The following is a 21,834-nucleotide window of genomic DNA, read 5'->3' as shown; positions in this document are numbered from 1 at the left end:
CTAATTCTGTAAAACAATAAATTGCAATATTTGGTTCTTCGAGCCTTATTCGTAGTATTGCAGTGACAAATGTATAACTTTTTATTTCATATTAAGATATTTTTTAATATATAAAATGTAAATTATGAATATTCCTGCCAGGCTGCATGCCCTGAGAGACCAAATGACCCAAGCCGGAGTTGATGCTTATATCCTCCTGTCTTCTGATCCTCATCAAAGTGAATATCTACCCGAATATTGGGCTACCAGGGAATGGATTAGTGGTTTTAACGGCTCTGCAGGTACCGTAGTAGTGAGTATGGAGCATGCTGGATTATGGACTGATGTTAGATACTTCCTTCAAGCTGAAGAACAACTGGCAGGTACGGGTATTAACTTACATAAAATGCTTGTACAAACTCAGGCAGAATATTTAGATTGGCTGGCTAACCATCTGGGTCCAGGAAAAACTGTCGGATGTGATTTTTGGTGTTTATCTTTTGGACAATTAGCACACTTTAACAAAGTCCTTGGATCCAGGGGTATTCACTTGAAAGACTGTGGCGATCTTTTGACAAATATTTGGCAGAACAGACCTTCCTTACCTAAAACGCCATTATTTGAGCACGAAATAATATACAGTGGAAGATCCAGAGCCGAAAAGTTGGCGGAAGTGCAAGAATATCTTGAAAAAAGTGGTGCTGATTGCTTTCTGGTGGCTGCTTTGGATGAAATTGCGTACCTGTTGAATTTAAGAGGAAGCGATGTCCATTGTAACCCCGTTTTCGTGGCGTATTTAATGATTTACAAGAATGGAGCAAAACTATTTATTGATGGAGACAAGGTTGATTCAACTTTAGGTGCTTCATTGAAATCGGATGAAATAAGCATAGTACCTTATCATGAGATCAAAAATATTGTCTCATCTCTTGGGAACAGCAAATTGCTTTTGGATCCAGCCAGTTTAAATGCAAAGTTATCCCTGATGGTTCCAGAAGGAAAAATTGTTTCAGCAACGAGCTGCATTATGTCCATGAAGGCCATTAAAAATGAAGTCGAAATCCAGCATATTCGCAAGGTGATGGAGAAGGATGCTGTTGCTTTAATTAAAGCTTTTATGTGGCTTGAAAAAAAATTGGCAAGCGGAACCTATCCCACCGAATATGAAATGGCAATGGAAATAAAGTCTTGCCGCAATTCCATGCCACTTTATGTTAACGAAAGTTTTGATGCAATCATAGGATACCAATCCAATGGTGCCATAATACACTACAGGCCTGATCCTAAGCTTTCCAAAACCATCAAACCGGAGGGTATTTTATTGCTGGATTCTGGCGGACAATATCTGGATGGGACTACAGACATCACACGCACGATTGCCTTGTCAGAAACCAGCGAAGAAATTAAAAAGGAATACACCGCGGTGCTGATGGGAAACATAGCGCTTAGTCGGCAAATATTTCCTAGGGGGACGAAAGGTATACAGCTGGATGCTTTCGCAAGACAATATCTTTGGCAAATGGGGCTCAATTATGGCCATGGGACAGGTCATGGGGTAGGTTTTTTTATGAATGTGCATGAACCTCCACAAGGATTTGTGAGTGCATGGAATCAAAGAGGCAATACAGATCTTATAGAAGGAATGTTAACAAGCAATGAACCAGGATTCTATAAAAGTGGGTCGCATGGAATTAGGATTGAAAATTTGGTGCTTACCCAACCTCATTCAAATGGGGATTATGGACCATTCTTGGCCCTAGAAACAATGACGCTATTTCCAATCGATACAAGTTTGATATACCATCCTGATATGGACAGGGTCTCACTCCTTTGGTTAAATCAGTATCATGAAGAAGTTTATCGAAGAGTAAGCCCATATTTAAATGATGATGAAAAGATATGGTTGCATAAAAAGTGCCAATCCATTTAGCTTAATTTATGTTATAAATAATTCAATGTATGAATCAAAAAATTAAAATTATCTTCTCGACTTTATCTATTGGTTTAATGGTAACCTTGGCTTGTAAAAACAAAGACAGCGGTTTATCTACAAATCCCGTCCAACAGGCTGCTGAACTCCAGAATTATGGAACAGGATTCGAGTTAATGACACCTCAAAGTATTATTTATTGGATGGGTTCAAGTCCAACAGGATCACATAATGGCAGTTTGAAATTTAAAGAAAGTAAATTTTTTATTGATCAAGCAGGAAAACTTGCAGGGGGGTGTTTAACATAGACATGAACTCTCTTGTTGATTTAGATATTTCGGATCCGGAAGAAAAAAAGATTTTGAAGAAAATTTAAAAGGAGGTAATTTTTTTCAGGTGGATTCATTTCCTTTAGCTGAGTTCAGAATTGACTCTGTCCGAGATTCTCAGGATTCCCTAACTAACTCTTTAGTTTATGGTGAGTTAACCATAAAATCAATTGCCAAACCTCTTCAAATTAAAGCCCACGTCAATATTGCTGAAAATACAATGCTCATTACGGTTCCGGAATTTGTCATTGATAGAACAGAATGGGGTATTAATTATAATTCAAAGAAAATATTCAGTAGCCTAATAGACAACTTAATCAATGATGAGATAAAAATAAATATGAAAATTCTTGCTATTAGAAAATAGTTTTTGCTCTTGCATTAATTTAAAGAACAAATTTTTAAACATATAATATTATGCTTGCTTTAGTCACAGGTGCCAGTAAAGGAATAGGAAATGCAATTGCAAAAGCATTAGCCAATGAAGGAATTGACCTTGTGATCAACAGCAGAAGCATTCATGATCTTGAATTACTCAAAACTGAAATATTAACTCTCCACCCAAACCTTCATATTGATATTTTCAGAGCTGATCTTTCTGTTGCAAATGAGGTTGATGATCTTATTGATTTTATCATTCAAAAGAATCTATATCTAGATATTCTTGTAAACAACGCAGGAATTTATCAACCAGGAATGATTATTGATGGACCAGATGGATTTCTGGAGCAGATGATGAACACAAATTTTTACAGTATTTTTAGATTGACACGTGGACTTTTACCTAAACTAATTCGCCAAAAATCAGGATACATTTTTAACATGTGTTCTATAGCTGGTCTGGATCCATATCCTGGAGGAAGTCTATATTGTATTTCCAAATTTGCTTTACAGGGTTTTAGCAGATGCCTTAGAGAAGAATTAAAATCCACAGGAATAAAAGTATCCACTATCTACCCTGGAGCCACTTGGTCCGATTCCTGGAAAGGCGTGAATTTGCCAATGGAAAGACTAATGCAGGCAAATGATGTAGCTCAGGTAATAATATCTTCTCTAAAAATGAGCCCTTCCGCGGTAATGGAAGAAATAATTTTGAGACCTCAATTGGGTGATTTATAATGAAACCTTTCAAAACTATCCATTACGATCCTGTCTCCTTCTCAGATCAGGAAATGTTGAAAAGAAGTTTAGAGTTTTATCAATTCATGAATCAAAGAAGAACGGTGCGGGATTTTTCCTCAAAACCCATTTCTGAATCCATCCTTCGAAATATACTATTAACAGCAAATACCGCTCCTTCAGGAGCCAACAAACAACCCTGGACATTTTGTATAGTAACAGATGCCGAAATAAAGAAAAAAATAAGGGAGGCTGCTGAAAAAGAAGAATTCGAAAATTACAATAGAAGAATGAGTGCTGATTGGTTGTCAGATCTTGCTCCTCTTGGAACTGACTGGCATATAGCCTTTCTGGAAATTGCACCTTGTCTTATTGTAGTTTTTAAAAAATCCTATGACCTTGTAGGAAGTGTAAAAAAGAAAAATTATTATGTTCAGGAGTCTGTTGGGCTGGCTTGTGGACTTTTATTGGCAGCCATTCATAATGCTGGTCTGGTGTCGCTTACCCATACGCCTAGTCCCATGAATTTTTTACAGGAAATTTTACAACGTCCCGATAATGAAAAACCATTTCTTTTAATACCTGTCGGATACCCTGCCGATGAAATCAAGGTTCCGGATATTTCGAGAAAAAAACCAGAGGAATTTCTGGTATACTATAGATGATTATGTGCGTGTCTGAATGGATTCGCGATTACCAGGGCCATTTAGGATCTGTTTATTGTCTATCCTCTTTTAACAAACCTTTTCAGTTTTTAAGCGGGGGCAGTGACAGAAAAATTGTGCAGTGGTCTTCAAATTCAGAAGACGATGGCGTTGCCTTCGCAATGGTCGATGATGTGATCTTTTGTTTATATTTTGATCCGGATAATGACAGCCTGTTTTGTGGTACACAAAAGGGGTATTTTTATCGCTTTGACTTAAACCAAATAGCTCCCCCTCGTAAAATAGTTTTTCACAAATTTTCCATCTATCAAATTTGTAAAGTAGCGGGATTAATATTCTGTGCCTCAGCAGATGGAATACTTTCATGTTTTGATCCAAAAAGTCTGAAGTTAATTCATGCCATTAGAGTAAGTAAAAATAAAATCAGGGCCATTTGTCCTTCTATAAATGATCGGGAACTTTTTCTTTCAGACGAGCAGGGCCAAATTTTCCATTACTTCGTACAGGAAAGTCGGCTTAAACTTATTCATAAAATCTCTTCCGAAAAAATGATCTTCTCCATTCTTGAATTATTCCCTGAAAATCAACTACTAATAACAGGTATGGATGCCTTGATCAGAAGATTTGACTTGGCAACTGGAAAAGAAATTATTATGCCGATCCAGGCACATTGGTTTACTGTAAACAAGATTTGCAGTCTTGAACCACTAAATTTGATAGCCACTGCCAGTCGCGACAGATCCATAAGAATATGGGATAGGAATACGCTAGAACTGGTTAAAGATATATCTAGGGAAAAACCTAATGCCCACCTACATTCAGTAAATGATTTATGCTGGTTAAGCAAGGAAAATATCTTACTTTCGGCCTCAGATGACAGGCTGGTAAAAGCCTGGAGAATAAGTGAATTATGATATTAAGTGATAAAAAAATTCTAGAGGCCATAATAAATAAAGATATTGTGATCGAGCCTTTTAGACCTGAATGCTTGGGTACTAACTCATATGATGTACACCTCGGAAAGACCCTTGCAACTTACATAGACCCTCAGCTTGATGCTAAAAAACACAATCCCATTTTTATCTTTGACATTCCTGAGGATGGATTTTTACTTCTACCTGGAGTGCTTTACCTGGGCGTAACAGAAGAATATACCGAAACCCACCATACAGTGCCTTTCCTGGAAGGAAAATCCAGTGTAGGTCGCTTGGGTATTGATATTCATGCTACTGCCGGAAAGGGTGATGTTGGATTTTGTAACCATTGGACGTTGGAGATCAGTTGTGTCCTTCCGGTCCGGGTTTACCATGGTATGCCTATAGGCCAACTTATCTATTTTATGGTAGATGGGGACATCAATAATCTCTACCACAGAAAACCGGGAGCAAAGTATAATGAAAGATCAACCAGACCTGTTGAAAGCATGATGTGGAAGAATAAGTTTTAAAACTAGCTAATAAAAACTTTTAAAGTAAGAATACCGTTTGTAATATTGTAAATGAGTCATTGTCATAGAAATAGAAGAAATCAGTTGAAAGACTTAGCTGTCTTAATGATGATTCTAACTTACCTCTTGGCAATTTTACAGTCCGAAGGTACTTACCTTCATATTCATGATTCCGCTCGTGAAGTAAGCCATGATGCAGAAATAGAAAAAGATGCATGTCACAGGACCATTTATCATGGAGACTTAGGTCATGGTTGCAATCACCCAAGCCATTTAACCAAATTATTTAAAAAGTGTTCTCTCTGCGATGGAATACTTCAATTTGATAAAAGCAATCTTAACTTATCTAATTTTCGCCTTAATTTTCTGTATCAATTAGATACTTATGCTTTTCTGTTGAAATCAGGAATTCCTTCTATTCCTGATTTGATGAATAAAGGGCCACCTGTAGTGTAAAATTGTACATCATTTTATTTTATTAAATTTTTTTTGACAGTATTCTTAGAGTTATGTTTAATTCTAAATATTGTTGTCTTTTTCTAAAATTTGTTAAGAACATGAAAAATCTATTTTCGATTAAATATTTTATCCTCACGGGTTTATTTATTTTTATTAATGCCTGCGATAAAAATGGCGGAGCGGATAATGAGCAAGAGCTAATAACAACCTTAATTTATTCTTTAAATCAAATTGGTCCAAGTACTGATTCGGTTATCATGACCTTTAGGGATTTGGATGGGGATGGAGGAAATCCACCAACTATAAGTGTAAGTGGTCCTCTTAAGGCCAATTCAGCCTATCAGGCAACATTAAGGCTTCTCAATGAATCGGTAACTCCCGCTGATGACATAACAGAAGAAATTCGTGCAGATGATGAAGCCCACCAGTTCTTCTTCAGTAAAACAGGATCTCTGAATATCAACACAAGTTATACGGATACTGACTCTGTTGGTAAACCTGTTGGAATCAGTTCTGCAATAGTTGTAGGTGGTCCAAGCTCAGGAAAAATTGTCATTACTTTACGACATGAACCAAATAAGAGTGCTCCAGGGGTAAGCAATGGGGACATCACTAATGCAGGTGGAGAAACAGATATTGAAGTTAGTTTTGATGTGGACATAAAATAATTAAAGTGAAATTTATTCAATTCATCCTATTATTTCTAGTCTACAACCATTTGCAAAGTCAGACTTGCATCCTGAAATTTTCTGGAAAAGTATCTGATCCTCATGAAAATTCAGGACTTGAATTTGCAAATCTTTATATTGAAGAAACCGGTCGATACGCACAAACCGATTCGACCGGTTTTTATTTATTTGAAAATTTATGCCCGGGTGCTTATCACCTCATTATCAATCATCTTGGTTGTGAGGCAAAAAAAGTATTTTTTTATCTTAACAAAGACAGTGTAGGAAATTTTGAATTAGAACACCACGAACATTTTTTACAAACTGTAACTGTACAAAGCCATCGAGGAAATTCCGCCTCTCAAACCCAAAATACTATTAACGCCAATGAAATTTCCAGACTTGCCGGAAGTTCGCTCTCTCAAATTGTCCAACAAATTGCTGGCGTCTCTTCCACGAAAAACGGTTCGACAATCTCTAAACCAGTGATTCATGGAATGAGTGGGAATAGAATTGGGATACTTAATAATGGAATAGTCCTTGCTGGTCAACAGTGGGGAACTGACCATGCACCCGAAATAGACCCATTTGCATCAGACAACATTACTGTAATTAAAGGTGTTGACGCATTGGCCTACGGCGGAAACAATCTCGGCGGATTGGTTTTACTTGAACATGGAAAAATTGGAAAAGACCCACACCTTCACAGTCATAATCTATTCTCTTACCAAACCAATGGTAACCAAATTGCTTTATCTACCCGAATAGAACAATCTAAAAAGAAATTTGACTGGCGAATAACCGGAGGCTATAAAATTAGTGGTGATCATAAAACTCCATCATACTTCTTAACCAACACGGGTTCTAGAGAATACACCGGTTCGATACTCATTATTAAAGACCTTAGTTCTACAAAAAATTTTAAACAATTTTTTAGTATATATCATACAGAACTTGGGATACTGAGAGGAGCACATATTGGCAATTTAACCGACCTAAAAGCAGCTATTGGTAGAGATACTCCTTTTTTTACAAAAGATAATTTTTCTTATACCATTTCCTCTCCATATCAAAAGGTAAGTCATTACTTTTATAAAGGAACACATCAGTGGCAATCGGGTAAAAAATATACAGAATGGACATACTCTGCTCAACTAAATCACCGCAGAGAATATGATGTACGAAGAGGAAGTCTATCAGAAACCCCAGCCCTTAATTTACTGATGCAATCTTACTTTATTGAACTCAAGCAAAAAAGAGAAATAGGAAAACAAAATTTGTTTTTTGGTATCCAGCAAAAATTTAACTATAATTTTAACCAGCCCGGCACCGGAATATTTCCCTTGATTCCTGATTATTGGCTTAACAATTCCGGAACATTTTTTCAGTGGAGCTATCAACTATCAAATACACTTTTTGAATTTGGTTCCCGATATGATTTTAATCTATTCAGTGTAAAGAGTTTTGTCTCTCGTGTACCTTTGATCGAAAAGGCAAAAAATCATGTATTTCATAATTCAAGTTTTGCTACAGGAATTAAACAAAAATTATTTACAGGTTGGACTGCAAGATTGAATGCTGGTTATACTGCCAGGTCTCCAGAAGTAAATGAACTTTATAGTTCAGGCTTGCACCAGGCGGTTGCAGGAATTGAGGAAGGAAATCCAAATCTTAATAAAGAATTCAGCATCAAAGGTATTATTACCAATACATTCAACTTGAGAGAAGATTTAATTTTTGAAACCAGCATATATTCACAAAGGATTAATGACTATATTTATTTAGAACCGCAGAATGAATACAGACTTACCATCAGAGGTGCATTTCCTGTATACAAATACAATCAAACCGATGCTACCATCTATGGTGTAGATGCACTCGGCAGATTTGAATTCTATACACATTGGCAATGGTTAGGACAAATTTCATACATTAAAATGAGGGATGTTGTTAATCATCAAAGTTTGGTAAATACGCCTCCAGTACAACTTTTTAGTTCATTAAAATTTCAACAGAAAAAAATTCCAGCATTTGGTTACCTCAGTGCGGAAATTAATACCAGATATTTATTTCGTCGCTCAGATATAAGGGATGATCAGGACTTCATGCCTACCCCGGATGGATATTTACTGTTAGGAGCAGAACTAACCTCTGACTTTTCAATAAGGCACCACAATTTTAAGTGTGCTTTAAGGTGTGAAAATTTACTTAATACAACGTATAGAGACTATCTAAACCGTCTTAGATATTTTGCCACTGAACAAGGCAGAAATGTGAGCATCAGCCTGAAGTTTGAATTATAATCTAACTAAATCTTTAATTCCATCCAGCTTTTCCTTTGTTGGTTTAGCTTTACTTTGGTGTGTAATGCATTGCTCATTTACATTATGAAGTAATTTGTTGTTAATAATTTTTTGAAATAAATTTTTATTCCTGTAATTTTTCTAATAATACATTCCTATTTAGAAGAATGTAGCCTAATAAAATTAAGATAAAAAATTTATGGGCATTATGTTGGAACGAATAATTAAGATTTATTTTCTATTTTTTCCTTGAGGTATTGCGCGGTATAAGAATTCTTCACTTTAATTAAGCCCTCAGGTGGTCCCTGATAGAGAAGTTGGCCACCGTGTTTTCCACCCCCCGGCCCCAGATCAATAAGCCAGTCAGCTGTTTTAATTACTTCAATATTGTGCTCAATTACTAAAACGGTGTGTCCTTTTTCTACTAGCCCATGAAGAGCAAAAAGCAACTTCCTGATATCGTCAAAATGAAGCCCTGTAGTTGGTTCATCAAAAATGAAAAAGATATGCTGGCTGCTATCTTCAAGACCAAGATAAAAGGCTAGCTTTAATCTTTGCGCTTCTCCTCCAGAAAGGGTTGAAGAAGATTGGCCTAACTTGAGATATCCCAGACCCACATCATCAAGTGGTTTGAGCTTTTTGACAATGTCTTTTTTATCCCGGAAAAAGTCAAGGGCTTCCTCAATACTCAGATTCAGTATTTCATTGATATTTTTTTCCTTATAGGTGACTTCAAGAATTTCATTTTTGAATCGTTTTCCGTTACAATCTTCACACAGTAGGGTCACATCAGCCAGAAATTGCATCTCAACCACAATTTCTCCATCCCCTTTACAAGCCTCGCAACGTCCTCCTTCAACATTGAAGGAGAAGTGTTTGGGCATATATCCTCTAATCTTGGATAGCTGCTGATTCTTATAAATATCTCTTATGTCATCATAAGCTTTTACATAGGTTGCTGGATTAGATCGAGTTGACCGCCCTATTCCCTGTTGGCTCACCATTTCAACTTGTTGCAACAACTTAACAGGGCCGTTTAATTCAGCGCCCATTAAATTTTCTTCTGCCATAGTATCTTCCAACTTCCCTTGCAACAATGGATATAGCAAATGTTTAACCAGAGTAGTTTTGCCTGAGCCGGAAACGCCAGTAACACAAATCATGTTGTTAAGAGGAAATTTAACTTCAATTTGTTTTAAATTATGAACTTGAGCATTACTAAGATTGAGAAAATCTATTTGTTTTCTTCTTATTGCGGGTAACTCAATTTGTCTGAATCCGGTAAGGTAAGATGCAGTAAGATTTTCCATTGACTTTGTAATAAAATCCTGATAACTACCACTGAATTCCAGATTTCCTCCATGAATACCTGCCCTTGGCCCAATATCTACAATCGAATCTGCCTGTCTTATGATCTCCTCCTCATGTTCTATGACGATCACTGTATTACCCAAATCCCTTAACTTCAATAATACTTCTACCAGTCTAGCAGTGTCTTTTGGGTGGAGTCCAATACTTGGTTCGTCAAGTATATATAGCGAGGAACATAGATTGGATCCCAGAGTTCTGGTAAGATGAATACGCTGTGATTCACCTCCACTCAAACTGTTTGCCAATCGATCCAGAGTAAGATATGAAAGTCCAATATTATTTAAGACGGAAAGCCTGTTGATGATTTCTACCAGTATGCGCTTTGCAATTTCTCGCTCGCTCTCCGTGATTTTAATATTTTGAAAAAAATCAAGAAGTTCTTCAACAGGAACAAACATCATATCCTTGAAGTTTCTTCCGTCGACTTTCACTAAACCTGCTTCCGGTCTTAGTCGTCCACCCTTGCAAACTGTACATGCTGTACGACCTCGATAACGAGCCAACATAATTCGGTTCTGGATCTTATAGGACTTTTCTTCAAGGTCTTTAAAGAAAGCATTTATTCCAGCGAAGGAATCTTTTCCCTCCCATAACAAATCCTTTTGGGCATTCGATAAATCATGATAAGGTTTGTGGATTGGAAAATCTATTTGATGAGCTACTTTTAGTAAAGGCTTAAGCCAATCTTCTGATTTTTCTCCGGTCCAACAAGCAATAGCTCCACTATAAATAGATTTGGAGGGATTTGGGATTACTTTATTTTCATCCAAGCCTATTATTCTGCCATATCCTTCACACTTTGGACAGGCGCCGTAAGAATTATTGTAATTGAAAAGTGCTGGACTAGGCTCGAGAAACCGAATGCCATCCAGTTCTAGACTGGTACTGAAAACCTTCTCTTCATTTTGATTGATTATGACATGGCATGAGCCGTGTCCTTCAGCCAGAACAGTCTGGATCGAATCAGCAACCCGCTTTGAAAACTCTACATCTTTGGATTGTACCTTAAAACGGTCAACCACAACCCTGTATTTATCTGCTTCCGGACTGTTAAGTTTGTATTTATCCAGTGTCTTTTCAGTAGAAGTATATTCTTGAATTTCCAGCAATTCTCCCTCTTTCCAAATTCTGGTGAAGCCTTTTTGTGTAAGGAAATCGAATTCCTGCGCAAGGCTGCGCTCTGCGTATTGTTTTTGTAAAGGGAATACAAGGTATACCACATCTTCATTTTTAAGCGATAAGATGAAGTCGACAATATCCTTCACTTCATTCTTACGCACCTCCTGCCCACTGACAGGTGAATATGTCTTTCCAATTTTAGCGAAAAGCAAACGAAGAAAATCATATATCTCTGTCATTGAACCAACAGTAGAACGAGCATTGCTAGAAATAACTTTTTGCTCTATTGCTATTGCCGGACAAAGTCCTTTAATATAGTCCACTTCAGGCTTTTTCATTCGGTGCAGGAATTGTCTTGCATAGGAAGACAAGCTTTCCACGTATCGTCTCTGTCCCTCTGCATAAAGGGTATCGATAATTAAAGAGGATTTTCCTGATCCGGAAACACCTGTAACCACAACTAATTGATTTTTTGGAATGATGACATCAATATGCTGAAGGTTATTGGAATGAGCTCCTTTAATTTCAATTTGATTCAGGACTTTGGCTTTGGCCATGTATTGAGTTTAATAAAATAACCCGCAAAGTGACGGCTTTTTTTTGATAAAAAGAAGTTGAATGTAGCGAAAGTGGATGTAAAGATATTTCACTGAAACAAGATTTAACTACAGTTTGTTTTTCATCAAGCTAATCACCTGGCTAGGATAGCCCTCATGATCCTTCGTCTTTGTTATAACATCCCAAGAATTAGTTTATTCTTATCTAAATTAAAATAAAGGCTCTTGAGTATGAAAAAAATTTATTTTACTTTGGTCTTTTCTTAATTATTCATTATAATTTTAGCTTATTTTACTAAATTTCCATATTTGGTATTGTTTTTGAATAATTTTGTAGAGTAATCGTCGGGTTAAATTTATGTTAAAGGAATAGTGAAGATGTTTCGAAATCAGAATTAAAAGTATCTTTGCTACTACAAACCAATTGAATCTTAATTTTTTAAAAAAAATCGCCTATTGATTGAAACTTCTACTTTTTTATTGAATCATTAAATAAACGAGGTATGCAAGTTTCCAAATCTAGTGATCAGGAGCTGATCCAAATGTACTTAGGCGGTAATGAGAATGCTTTCAGCGAATTGTTGGAACGACATCAGAAAAAGATTTACACTGCAATTTACCTTTTTGTTAAAGATCGGGACTTAGCCGAGGACTTATTTCAGGAGGTATTTATCAAAATAATTGATACCCTTCGCAAAGGGAGTTATAATCATGAGGGTAAATTCTCCCAATGGGCCGCTAGGATTGCATACAACATGTGTGTCGACCATTTCAGGAGGAACAAACGAAGGACTAAAGTCAATACTTCTGAAGATTTTGATATCTTCGATGTTCTTGAGCTTCCAGACGAAAACAGGGAGGATCAAATAATTATGAGTGAAACCCACAGTCATTTGAGGAAACTAGTGGATATGCTTCCTGCAGAACAAAGGGAAGTGGTCATTCTCAGACATTATGCCGATATGAGTTTTAAGGAGATTTCTGCTTTAACGAGGGTAAGCATAAATACGGCTCTAGGAAGGATGAGATACGCACTCATCAACATTAGAAAAATGATGGAGGAAAAGTCAATTGTACTCCAATAATCATCCTTAGATTTATAAAAATAAAAAGGGCAGCTTTCCTGATGGAGGCTGCCCTTCGTTTTCAATGGGTTTCTTTTGACTACTCCCCTAGACAAAAGAACGTGTGAAATTAAATTTTTTTTAGAATAAAACCCATTTTTCCAATTTTAAATTCAACTTTTCATCCCACTATCAGGTATTCTTAATTAAAAGTGGGAGCCAATTAAATTCAACTGTCTTTTAATTCGTGTTCAATTATATTAGAGAGAAATTCTTTTCGTAGAATATGTATAAGACTTTCAATCAAAGTATTATAACTAAAAAGGGGCCATGGCCGAGCGACCATGTCCCCTCTTAATAACACTATGAGAACACCCTAAAGCACAAAGATAAATCATTTTATTACAATCCAAATAAATATTATTTGCCAAAAAAATAGATTTCCATAACTAAAGGTGAGTTGGGTGTGAATCGAATAATTAAAAAAATTTAAAAAGGGGCCATGGCCGAGCGACCATGTCCCCTCTTAATAACACTATGAGAACACCCTAATGTGCAAAGAACGTAATTTTTTTATTTAATTGCTTGGTTGAAAAATATTTTATTTGGATTTTTTTTTTCATAATATATATAATTAAGTAAATTATCATTTTATAAAACTTTTTTCCAAATTGGTATAAACCAATGTCTTTAAACCAGGGTTTAAGAAAGTTTTCAATACAAATCCTTCCGATATTTGCGGACTTTTAGAAAGATCTATCCATGTCAAAAAAGCAATTTATTGAATTTCAAAAAGGCGACATAAGTAATAAAGTGCTGTTTGACCTTTATCACAAAATGCTCTATCCAAGACTGGTAGAGGAAAAAATGCTCAACCTACTTCGACAGGGAAGAATTTCAAAATGGTTCTCTGGCATAGGTCAGGAGGCAATTTCTGTGGGAGTGACCGCTGCTTTGGAAAGAGACGAGTTTATCTTTCCTCTTCATCGAAATCTTGGTGTGTTTACAACTAGAGAAATGCCACTTGATCGTTTATTTGCTCAATGGCAAGGTAAAAAATCAGGTTACTCAAAAGGCCGTGATCGGTCATTTCACTTTGGTCAGAAAGATTTTCATATAGTCGGCATGATATCCCATTTAGGCCCTCAACTTACTTTGGCAAATGGAACTGCACTTGGTTCTCTACTTAACCATGAAGGAAAAGTTTCAGTTGCCTTCACCGGTGAAGGAGGAACCAGTGAAGGAGATTTTCACGAAGCTTTAAATCTTGCTTCGGTATGGAAACTACCGGTAATCTTTATCATAGAAAATAATGGCTATGGATTATCTACACCTACTACTGAGCAATATGCTTGCCGCAATCTTGCAGATAGGGGTTTGGGCTATGGTATGAAATCTTACACTATTGATGGAAACAATATTCTTGAAGTTTACCAAACCATAAAAAAAATTGCTTCCGAAATTAGACTAAATCCTGAACCAATATTGCTGGAATGTATCACTTTTCGAATGCGTGGCCATGAAGAAGCATCAGGAGTGAAATATGTCCCCAAAAATTTACTTGAAGAATGGAGTAAAAAAGATCCCCTCACGAATTATGAAAATTGGTTGCTGAATGAAAAAATTTTAGTCGATGGGGAGATAGAAAATTTAAGAAATTCTCTGAAGTCAGAAATTCAGGAAGATGTTGAAAAGGTATTTGATTGGCCTGATGGGGACTGTAGTATTGAAGAAGAGCTTAGAGATGTATTTGCCGAATATCATTTTACCGAATCCCAACCCTCAGAATCCAAAAAAATAGTAAGGTTTATTGACGCCATCAAAGATGGTATTGATTTGGCCATGGGCCACCATGATAACCTTATACTAATAGGACAAGATATTGCAGAATACGGCGGAGTTTTTAAAATCACTGAAGGTATGCTGGAAAAATATGGCAAACAAAGAGTTCGCAATACGCCTATATGTGAGTCAGCATTAATTGGAGCTGGTTTGGGTCTTAGTCTTAAAGGTTTTAAATCTATGATTGAAATGCAGTTTGCTGATTTTGTGAGCTGTGGATTCAATCAGATTGTAAATAATCTCGCAAAGTTGCATTACCGATGGGGAGAACCTGCTGATGTTGTTGTACGACTTCCAGCAGGTGCCGGAACACAAGCCGGACCCTTTCATTCTCAAACAAATGAATCTTGGTTTGCACATGTTCCAGGACTCAAAGTTGTTTATCCATCTAACCCTTATGATGCCAAAGGTTTGTTATTAACATCTTTTGACGACCCAAACCCTGTATTGTATTTTGAGCATAAATATCTTTACCGCTCAATTGAGGGACCTGTCCCCGAATCCTATTATAAAATCCCGTTTGGTAAAGCAGTATTGGTACAGGAAGGAACTCAGCTCAGTATCATTACTTACGGCCTTGGCGTGCATTGGGCTTTGGAAATTTGTAAAGAAATGTCCTTGAACGCAGACATTGTTGATCTAAGAACTTTGGTACCCTTGGATTATGAGGCAATTGAAAAAACTGTGATCAAAACTAATAGGGTCTGTGTGTTGCATGAGGATAACATTTTTGGCGGATTAGGTGGGGAGATAAGTGCACATATAGGGGAAAAGCTATTTAATCATTTAGATGCTCCTGTAATTAGATGCGGATCATTGGACACGCCAATTCCATTTGCCAAAAGACTGGAGGAAAATTATCTTGCAAAATCGAGATTAAAAAATTCATTAATCCAACTATTAAATTATTAATTATAAAAATATATGATCAATTTAGAAAAATTCGTTGCTGTCAGTGGCCAGGCAAGTTTATTTAAAATGATTGCCAGTAGACCAAATGGGCTTATACTTGAAGACATGTCTAATGGTAAACAGAATTTTTATTCTGCCAGAATCTATCAATTTTCTCCCCTTGAATCGATTGGAATCTATACTCTTGAGGACACAAAACCACTAAAGGAGGTTTATGAAACTTTTTACACACATGCCGTGGATACCCCAATCCCACAGGTCAGTGCCGAAGATTCCATTATTAAAGAGTATTTTGAAAAGGTATTACCTGATTATGATCGCTATAGAGTTCATTTGAAGGATATGAAGAAATGCCTTAAATGGTTTCACCAACTTTCCGATCTACAACTAATAAGCCATACAATAGAATAGCATTAGATGTTTCAAAATAAAAAAATTGTAGTCGTACTTCCTGCATATAATGCAGAAAGAACATTAGAGAAAACAATCCGAGAGATCCCTTTCGATATTGTAGATGAAGTGATTCTATGTGACGATGCCAGTAAAGACCTTACTTTTGAACTGGCTCAAAAATTAAATATACACCATATCATCAGACATGAAGTCAATAAAGGGTACGGTGGTAATCAAAAAACACTGTATGCAAAAGCTCTGGCAATCAACGCTGATATTATCATCATGCTACATCCAGATTATCAATACACTCCGAAACTAATACCGAGTATGGTAAACCTAATTGCACAGGATCTCTATCCGGTTGTATTGGGGTCCAGAATTTTGGGTACTGGTGCTTTAAAAGGAGGAATGCCTCTTTACAAATACTTTTTCAATAGAATACTGACCATGTGTCAAAATTTATTGATAGGATACAAATTATCAGAATACCACACTGGATATCGTGCATTTAACAGGCATGTATTAAACTCCATTGCATTTAAGAATAATTCTGATGATTTTGTATTTGATAATCAAATGCTTTCCCAAATAATTTACAAAGGTTTTGACATTGCGGAAGTAAGTTGTCCAACGAAATATTTTGAAGAGGCTTCTTCTATAAACTTTAAAAGATCCGTCAAATATGGTTTAGGCGTACTAAGTGTATCCTGTCAACACTTTCTACAAAAGACTGGTTTATTCAAATTTAAAATTTACGAATAAAAAGTTATTTTTTACTTCTCTCAACGTTCTAAGGATGAGAATTACCTGATTTCAATTTGCAAAATAAAAAAAATCCCCAACCTTTGTCGGGGATTAGAATTCTTAAGAATTCTCGGATAAACCACATTATTCAAACAAAAAAATATGATCAAATTTCAATAAGGATGATATTAAAGAGTTTAGTCTTTATCCATTTTGCATGAAAATATGTTGTGGTCATTCTAATATAATTTTGATTTATAAAAGCAATAATTTTTTTTCGTCTTTATTTGAATGGCTACAGATGAACTGAAATTTATACTGTGTTAATATTTTATACAAAAAAAAATTCATCTTGATATCTAAATGGATCATTTAATCTCTATTCAATCACTTATTCAATCTCAAAATAGGAGAAATGAAAATGATTAATAATTTTTGACAATCTTACCATGTTGCAATAGATTTTCTTTAACTGTAATCCTGTATAAGTATTCGCCAACTATATTCAACTCACCGGTCTTTACCAGTATGCTACCTTCACTACTAAATCCTTTAAAAACTAAATTTCCTTTCAAATCATATATTTCCAAAAAATATTCTGTACTTTTTTCAGTTTTAAATGACAAAGACTCTGCAAATGGATTTGGATAGACTTTTACTAAAATATCATCGTTTTGGTTGTCGTTGGTAGCGGTAAAAGTATACTCCCCAATGGTATGAATGTATGTATTAGTTCTAACAGGAGGATTAAAATCAAACAAAATGTCAGAATAGTTTCTGATAATTTGATTCCTTTTTATGGAATTAATTGGCAAGATAGAATAACTGATGTAACCCTGAGATCCAGATAAGTCTGACACACTATCTGGCAAACTTATTGGCTGGAATTTAAATTTAATTGTGCGATCGGATTGAAGAGACCATACCACAGGATGACTTGAGGTCTGAATCTGTATAGAATTTAAATCCAATGCTGGATCTATCTTGTCTAGCACAATTACACTAAAGGCAGTATCATTTCCTGTATTTTGAAATCTTATTATGTAATTCAATCTATTGTCACTTCGCACAAAATGCTCGCTGCTCATACCTTCCGGACTGGCTATTTTATCATTTGGATCAAACGAAGATTTTATTTCTGCACACAAGTCGGATACCTGTGGAGCTTCATCACCTAAGCTAAAATTATTAATGAATCCCTTACTAAAGTCCCCGTTGGGCAGTAAACCACAACCTTCCATTGCAGCTGTTGGACGAACCTTATATGGGTGATAAGGTATAGTATCAAAAACAATCCGTTTTGTTTTCCCTAGAGCAGGCAATCTTATTTCCTGAGATTGATTTTGAAGTAAATTAATTTTACCACTGTAACCAGGCATGACATCATCTTCCACTGTAGTAAAAGATAAATCAGCCTTCATATCACCGGTTCCGATGTTTTTAATACTGAATATAACAGAATCATTTTCACATCTTGGAACAATTTGTAATTCTGCGCCAGAGTAAGCGGTGTGTGTCTTACATGGATTTCGTGGATAAATTACCGCTTGACTGCACATCGTACGACCAATGAATTGCGGATCACATTTGGTTTTTACTACAAGCTTGAAATTACCTTTAAAATTTGCCGGAACAGTGTTTAGTAAAAAACGATAAGTATTGGCCGTGGTCAAAGTGCCTGCCAGATCCGCCTTGATAAAAGTCAATTGCGGATCCAGCTGCACATCTACGTAGGCATTTTGCGCATCTACGGTGCCAAGATTCTCGTAATCAATCGAGAATTCGACATCGCTGCACAGCCTCATTTTGGGAGTAGTCAAATGAACCCATAGTTCAGAGCATAGGATAAGGTCTTTTGCAGTTTCTTTAAGTTCGACAAACTGACCGGGGGTCGTTATATTAATTTGACCGCTGTTTTGACAAAACTGCCTCAAATCATTTCGGTCTTTCAACTTAAGGTTGAAAGCCCCCATAGGTAGATCTATCTCAAAGCTTCCATCATCTTTGGTTAAAGTGTAGTACTCATTGTTTCCGTCACTGAAAATCAGGTTGATGGAAGGTAAACCTGGTTCAGTCAATTCAGCTAAGCAATTATTATTTTGGTCTTGTCTCACAATTCCTACAACTGTACCATTAATAAAATTCTGACAAAGTGCTATCCCGCGTACCGGCATTCCGGAAGCTTGAGAATTAGTCATTTCCGGTTTTAGTCCGGGAACGTCAAAATCAAAACAATAAGAAGAAACTTTATTTTTAATGTAAAATCTGAATTCTGCTATGGAATTAAAGTCGGCTATGGTAGTTGGATTTGGTGGACCACTTATCCACCCCAATCCAATCTGTTGTTGATTACCTGAAACAGCAGCTCCTTGTAGAAGCGGATTTGCTGTTGCCCTTATATAATCTAAATCAGCATAAGGGTATCTAATACCAAACCTGCAGGAAATAATATTTGAGAACTTTACTGGAAGCACATTTAGAATTAAAGTATCGTTCTCCATCCTGGCATTTAAGCTTAGATAGATTGAATCCTGAGCCCTAAGTATGCACGAGCCACACATCACAAAAGCTAAGGCAATTACAGAATAGCGAATACTTTTCATTCTTACCGGATTTTTCTAATGCAAAAATTTAACAGTTTTCATCCAAATTCAAAGACACTTTTTTATGTTTGTACTGTAAATATTTAATAAAAATATCATAATTAATTGTTTTTCTGATATTTACGTTTATATTTGTACATCATATTAAAATAATATTAATTTGAAAATCGTAGATTTAATAAGGTCATTTGATGCCAGAACATTGACACGGTTTAAAAAGTACCTTCAATCTCCGCTATTATGCTCTGACGAACTTATGTTAAAGGTTCTTATCGTTTTAACGGATGAACCTTCAATTAAGACTAAAATTCCCGATAAAAAAAACCTTTTCAGAGCACTTTTCCCTGGTCAGCCATTTAATGACAACAGAATGAGACTGTTACTGAGCAGGCTTTTTTCATTTGCAGAAGACTTCTTAAGAATTGAAAACGGGGACAAGCAGAGCACAAAATCCGGATTATTGAAATATTATCGACAAAAATCATTGGATAAACATTTCATTCAAACATACGAAGAGTTTGTTCAGGATCAAAATAAGATACTCCCAAAAAATGAGGGTTATTATGAACATAGCTACAATTTAAGGCTGGAAAAATATGACTATTTGGTCACCAAGAAACGACAAGGAGAATTTAACCTGAAAGAAATATCGGATTCTATTGAAGTCAGCTACATCATAAAAAAGCTCAGACATTGCTGCCGTGTACTCCACGTGCACTCTGTTTACAAACTTGAATCACCTTTTCCATTTATTAAAGAAATAAATAATTATGTAAAAGAGCAAAAACTATATGAAATACCAGTATTGGGTTTTTACTACTATAACTACCTGGCAATATTAAATCCAACAGAAGACATTTACTTTAAAAAGTGCGTAGAACTTTACCAAAATTATGACCATCATTTTGAAAATGAAGAGCGCAGGGAAGTTTATGTCAATATCCTGAATTATTGTATCCGAAAAGTTAATGAAGGAAAAGAACAGTTCAATGAAACTGTATTTGATCTTTATATGCGAGGACTCGAGAAAGAGTTCCTTTTGGATCAAGGGAAATTATCCAGGTTTACTTATAGAAACATTGCCGAAATCGGCATTAATCTGAAGGAATATGATTGGGTAAATGAATTTTTAGAGACGTATCAGGTAAAATTGGAAAAACAATACAGAGAACCTTTTTACCTGCTCGAAAAAGCCAGGGTACTAAGCGATCAAAAGAAATACCATCAAGCTATAGCCTACTTGACGCAACTAAGTTTTAACGATCAATTAATAGAACTTAGCACCCGCCTTGAAAGAATTAGAATATTTTACGAAATGGGTGAATCCGAACTTTCGCAATATCATGTAGAGTCGATGGAGCTATTTCTTCGACGAAAGAAAAATCTTGGCTATCACTCGGATCACTATAAAAGCTTTCTAAAGTACATGAGGAAACTTTTAAAAACAAATCCAAACGAAAAGAAAAATTTAAGCAATACGCCCTTGACATTCAGTCTGAAGAAAAAATTACAGGAAGGAAATGGTTGGTTGAAAAGTTCCACTCCATGGCTCAATAGATAATAACATTACATTGTAAATAAGCTTATTACATATTATTGATAAATATATGTTAAATTAAAGTGAATTATAAAATACAAAATGTGTAATCTTGCTTATTACTAACCTTTTAAACAAAAACGTATGAACAAAATTTTTTCAACTTTGACATTGGTTTTCTTTATGCTGGTGTCGTTTACTGCTTTCAGCCAAGAAAAGTTCTGGGTCGGATTGGACTTAAATTTTAACTCTAACAAAGTGGGTGATGCTGATGGAACTTCTTCTTTCGGTCTTGCACCTACACTTGGTTATATGTTTAGTGATAATATGGGTATTGGTCTTGAAGTCAACTTCAGACAGCCTCATAAGGATCATACCATTTTTGGAGCTACTCCTTTCCTCAGATATGGAAAGAGTGTTGGAGATAAAGCTACCCTTTTTGGAGATTTAGGAGTTGGTTTTTCTACTGGGAAAGAAACAATTGGTACCGTTGAGACTAAAAACTCTGTTTTCGGTATTGGAATCAGCCCGGGAGTAATGTACAAGTTTGCCGATCGTTGGTCTGCCATCGGACATTTTGGTTTCCTTGGATTCACATCTGACAGTGAAAAGTAGGAAGTAATGACGCTGTAAAAACAACTGAATTTGGTATTAATTTAGGAATGAGTTCCTTAAATTTTGGACTTCAGTATCATTTTTAATAAAGAAATTCTATTTCATTAAAAAAGCCTGGTGAAAATAACTTCATCAGGCTTTTTTGTTAAAAACATTTTTTGTTGGTACTCTAACC

18 protein-coding genes are annotated in these 21,834 nt (G+C 35.8%); 16 read left to right on the top strand and 2 right to left on the bottom strand.

The genetic code is table 11. The annotated features are described in order from the left end of the window. Nucleotides 1-124: 124 nt before the first annotated feature. From IPJ83_02120 to IPJ83_02075, 10 genes are all read left to right on the top strand, one after another. Nucleotides 125-1,909 carry an aminopeptidase P family protein gene (locus IPJ83_02120; protein MBK7879343.1) on the top strand — a complete coding sequence of 595 codons (1,785 nt, stop codon included), beginning with the start codon at nucleotides 125-127 and terminating at the stop codon, nucleotides 1,907-1,909. A gap of 29 nt (nucleotides 1,910-1,938) precedes the next feature. Further along, nucleotides 1,939-2,217: a hypothetical protein gene (locus IPJ83_02115; protein ID MBK7879342.1), complete on the top strand. Its 279-nt coding sequence runs from the start codon at nucleotides 1,939-1,941 to the stop codon at nucleotides 2,215-2,217. Nucleotides 2,218-2,305: 88 nt separating this feature from the next. After that, entirely contained in the window at nucleotides 2,306-2,605 is a 300-nt protein-coding gene (locus tag IPJ83_02110; GenBank protein MBK7879341.1) for a YceI family protein, read from the top strand. 50 nt (nucleotides 2,606-2,655) lie between these two features. Beyond that, nucleotides 2,656-3,357, top strand: coding sequence for an SDR family oxidoreductase (locus IPJ83_02105; protein ID MBK7879340.1), 702 nt, complete (start codon nucleotides 2,656-2,658; stop codon nucleotides 3,355-3,357). Then, entirely contained in the window at nucleotides 3,357-4,022 is a 666-nt protein-coding gene (locus IPJ83_02100; GenBank protein MBK7879339.1) for a nitroreductase family protein, read from the top strand. Before IPJ83_02105 ends, IPJ83_02100 begins: the two co-directional genes overlap by 1 nt. Nucleotides 4,023-4,030: 8 nt before the next feature. Continuing rightward, the gene (locus tag IPJ83_02095) at nucleotides 4,031-4,936 is read left to right on the top strand and encodes a hypothetical protein (GenBank protein MBK7879338.1); all 906 of its coding nucleotides are present in this window, start codon (nucleotides 4,031-4,033) and stop codon (nucleotides 4,934-4,936) included. Continuing rightward, nucleotides 4,933-5,469 (top strand): dCTP deaminase, encoded by a 537-nt coding sequence (locus tag IPJ83_02090; GenBank protein MBK7879337.1) that lies wholly within the window; start codon nucleotides 4,933-4,935, stop codon nucleotides 5,467-5,469. The genes IPJ83_02095 and IPJ83_02090 overlap by 4 nt, the downstream gene beginning before the upstream one ends. Nucleotides 5,470-5,520: 51 nt before the next feature. Further along, nucleotides 5,521-5,925 (top strand): hypothetical protein, encoded by a 405-nt coding sequence (locus IPJ83_02085; protein ID MBK7879336.1) that lies wholly within the window; start codon nucleotides 5,521-5,523, stop codon nucleotides 5,923-5,925. A gap of 101 nt (nucleotides 5,926-6,026) precedes the next feature. Continuing rightward, entirely contained in the window at nucleotides 6,027-6,596 is a 570-nt protein-coding gene (locus tag IPJ83_02080) for a type 1 periplasmic binding fold superfamily protein (GenBank protein MBK7879335.1), read from the top strand. A 5-nt stretch (nucleotides 6,597-6,601) separates the two neighbouring features. Further along, entirely contained in the window at nucleotides 6,602-8,899 is a 2,298-nt protein-coding gene (locus tag IPJ83_02075) for a TonB-dependent receptor (GenBank protein MBK7879334.1), read from the top strand. A gap of 224 nt (nucleotides 8,900-9,123) precedes the next feature. On the opposite strand, the gene uvrA is transcribed toward IPJ83_02075, so the two are convergent. Further along, entirely contained in the window at nucleotides 9,124-11,946 is a 2,823-nt protein-coding gene (gene uvrA / locus IPJ83_02070; GenBank protein ID MBK7879333.1) for an excinuclease ABC subunit UvrA, read from the bottom strand. 503 nt (nucleotides 11,947-12,449) lie between these two features. On the opposite strand from uvrA, the gene IPJ83_02065 reads away from it, so the two are divergent. The 4 genes from IPJ83_02065 to IPJ83_02050 all read left to right on the top strand — a co-directional run bounded on the left by IPJ83_02065 (nucleotide 12,450) and on the right by IPJ83_02050 (nucleotide 16,922). After that, entirely contained in the window at nucleotides 12,450-13,031 is a 582-nt protein-coding gene (locus IPJ83_02065) for a sigma-70 family RNA polymerase sigma factor (GenBank protein MBK7879332.1), read from the top strand. A 741-nt stretch (nucleotides 13,032-13,772) separates the two neighbouring features. Continuing rightward, nucleotides 13,773-15,764, top strand: a complete 1,992-nt coding sequence (locus IPJ83_02060; protein ID MBK7879331.1) for a dehydrogenase E1 component subunit alpha/beta — start codon at nucleotides 13,773-13,775, stop codon at nucleotides 15,762-15,764. Nucleotides 15,765-15,776: 12 nt separating this feature from the next. Next, nucleotides 15,777-16,175 carry a hypothetical protein gene (locus IPJ83_02055; GenBank protein ID MBK7879330.1) on the top strand — a complete coding sequence of 133 codons (399 nt, stop codon included), beginning with the start codon at nucleotides 15,777-15,779 and terminating at the stop codon, nucleotides 16,173-16,175. Nucleotides 16,176-16,181: 6 nt separating this feature from the next. After that, nucleotides 16,182-16,922 (top strand): glycosyltransferase family 2 protein, encoded by a 741-nt coding sequence (locus IPJ83_02050; GenBank protein MBK7879329.1) that lies wholly within the window; start codon nucleotides 16,182-16,184, stop codon nucleotides 16,920-16,922. Nucleotides 16,923-17,329: 407 nt separating this feature from the next. Here IPJ83_02050 and IPJ83_02045 read toward each other — a convergent pair whose 3' ends face one another. After that, nucleotides 17,330-19,507 carry a T9SS type A sorting domain-containing protein gene (locus tag IPJ83_02045; GenBank protein MBK7879328.1) on the bottom strand — a complete coding sequence of 726 codons (2,178 nt, stop codon included), beginning with the start codon at nucleotides 19,505-19,507 and terminating at the stop codon, nucleotides 17,330-17,332. A gap of 160 nt (nucleotides 19,508-19,667) precedes the next feature. On the opposite strand from IPJ83_02045, the gene IPJ83_02040 reads away from it, so the two are divergent. Together IPJ83_02040 and IPJ83_02035 are read left to right on the top strand one after the other, a co-directional pair. Further along, nucleotides 19,668-21,068, top strand: coding sequence for a hypothetical protein (locus IPJ83_02040; protein MBK7879327.1), 1,401 nt, complete (start codon nucleotides 19,668-19,670; stop codon nucleotides 21,066-21,068). 120 nt (nucleotides 21,069-21,188) lie between these two features. Further along, nucleotides 21,189-21,659, top strand: a complete 471-nt coding sequence (locus IPJ83_02035) for a porin family protein (GenBank protein ID MBK7879326.1) — start codon at nucleotides 21,189-21,191, stop codon at nucleotides 21,657-21,659. Nucleotides 21,660-21,834: the final 175 nt, after the last annotated feature.

The organism is Candidatus Vicinibacter proximus (assembly GCA_016713905.1).
Lineage (GTDB): Bacteria > Bacteroidota > Bacteroidia > Chitinophagales > Saprospiraceae > Vicinibacter > Vicinibacter proximus.
This window is presented reverse-complemented; position numbering and strand designations above follow the sequence as displayed.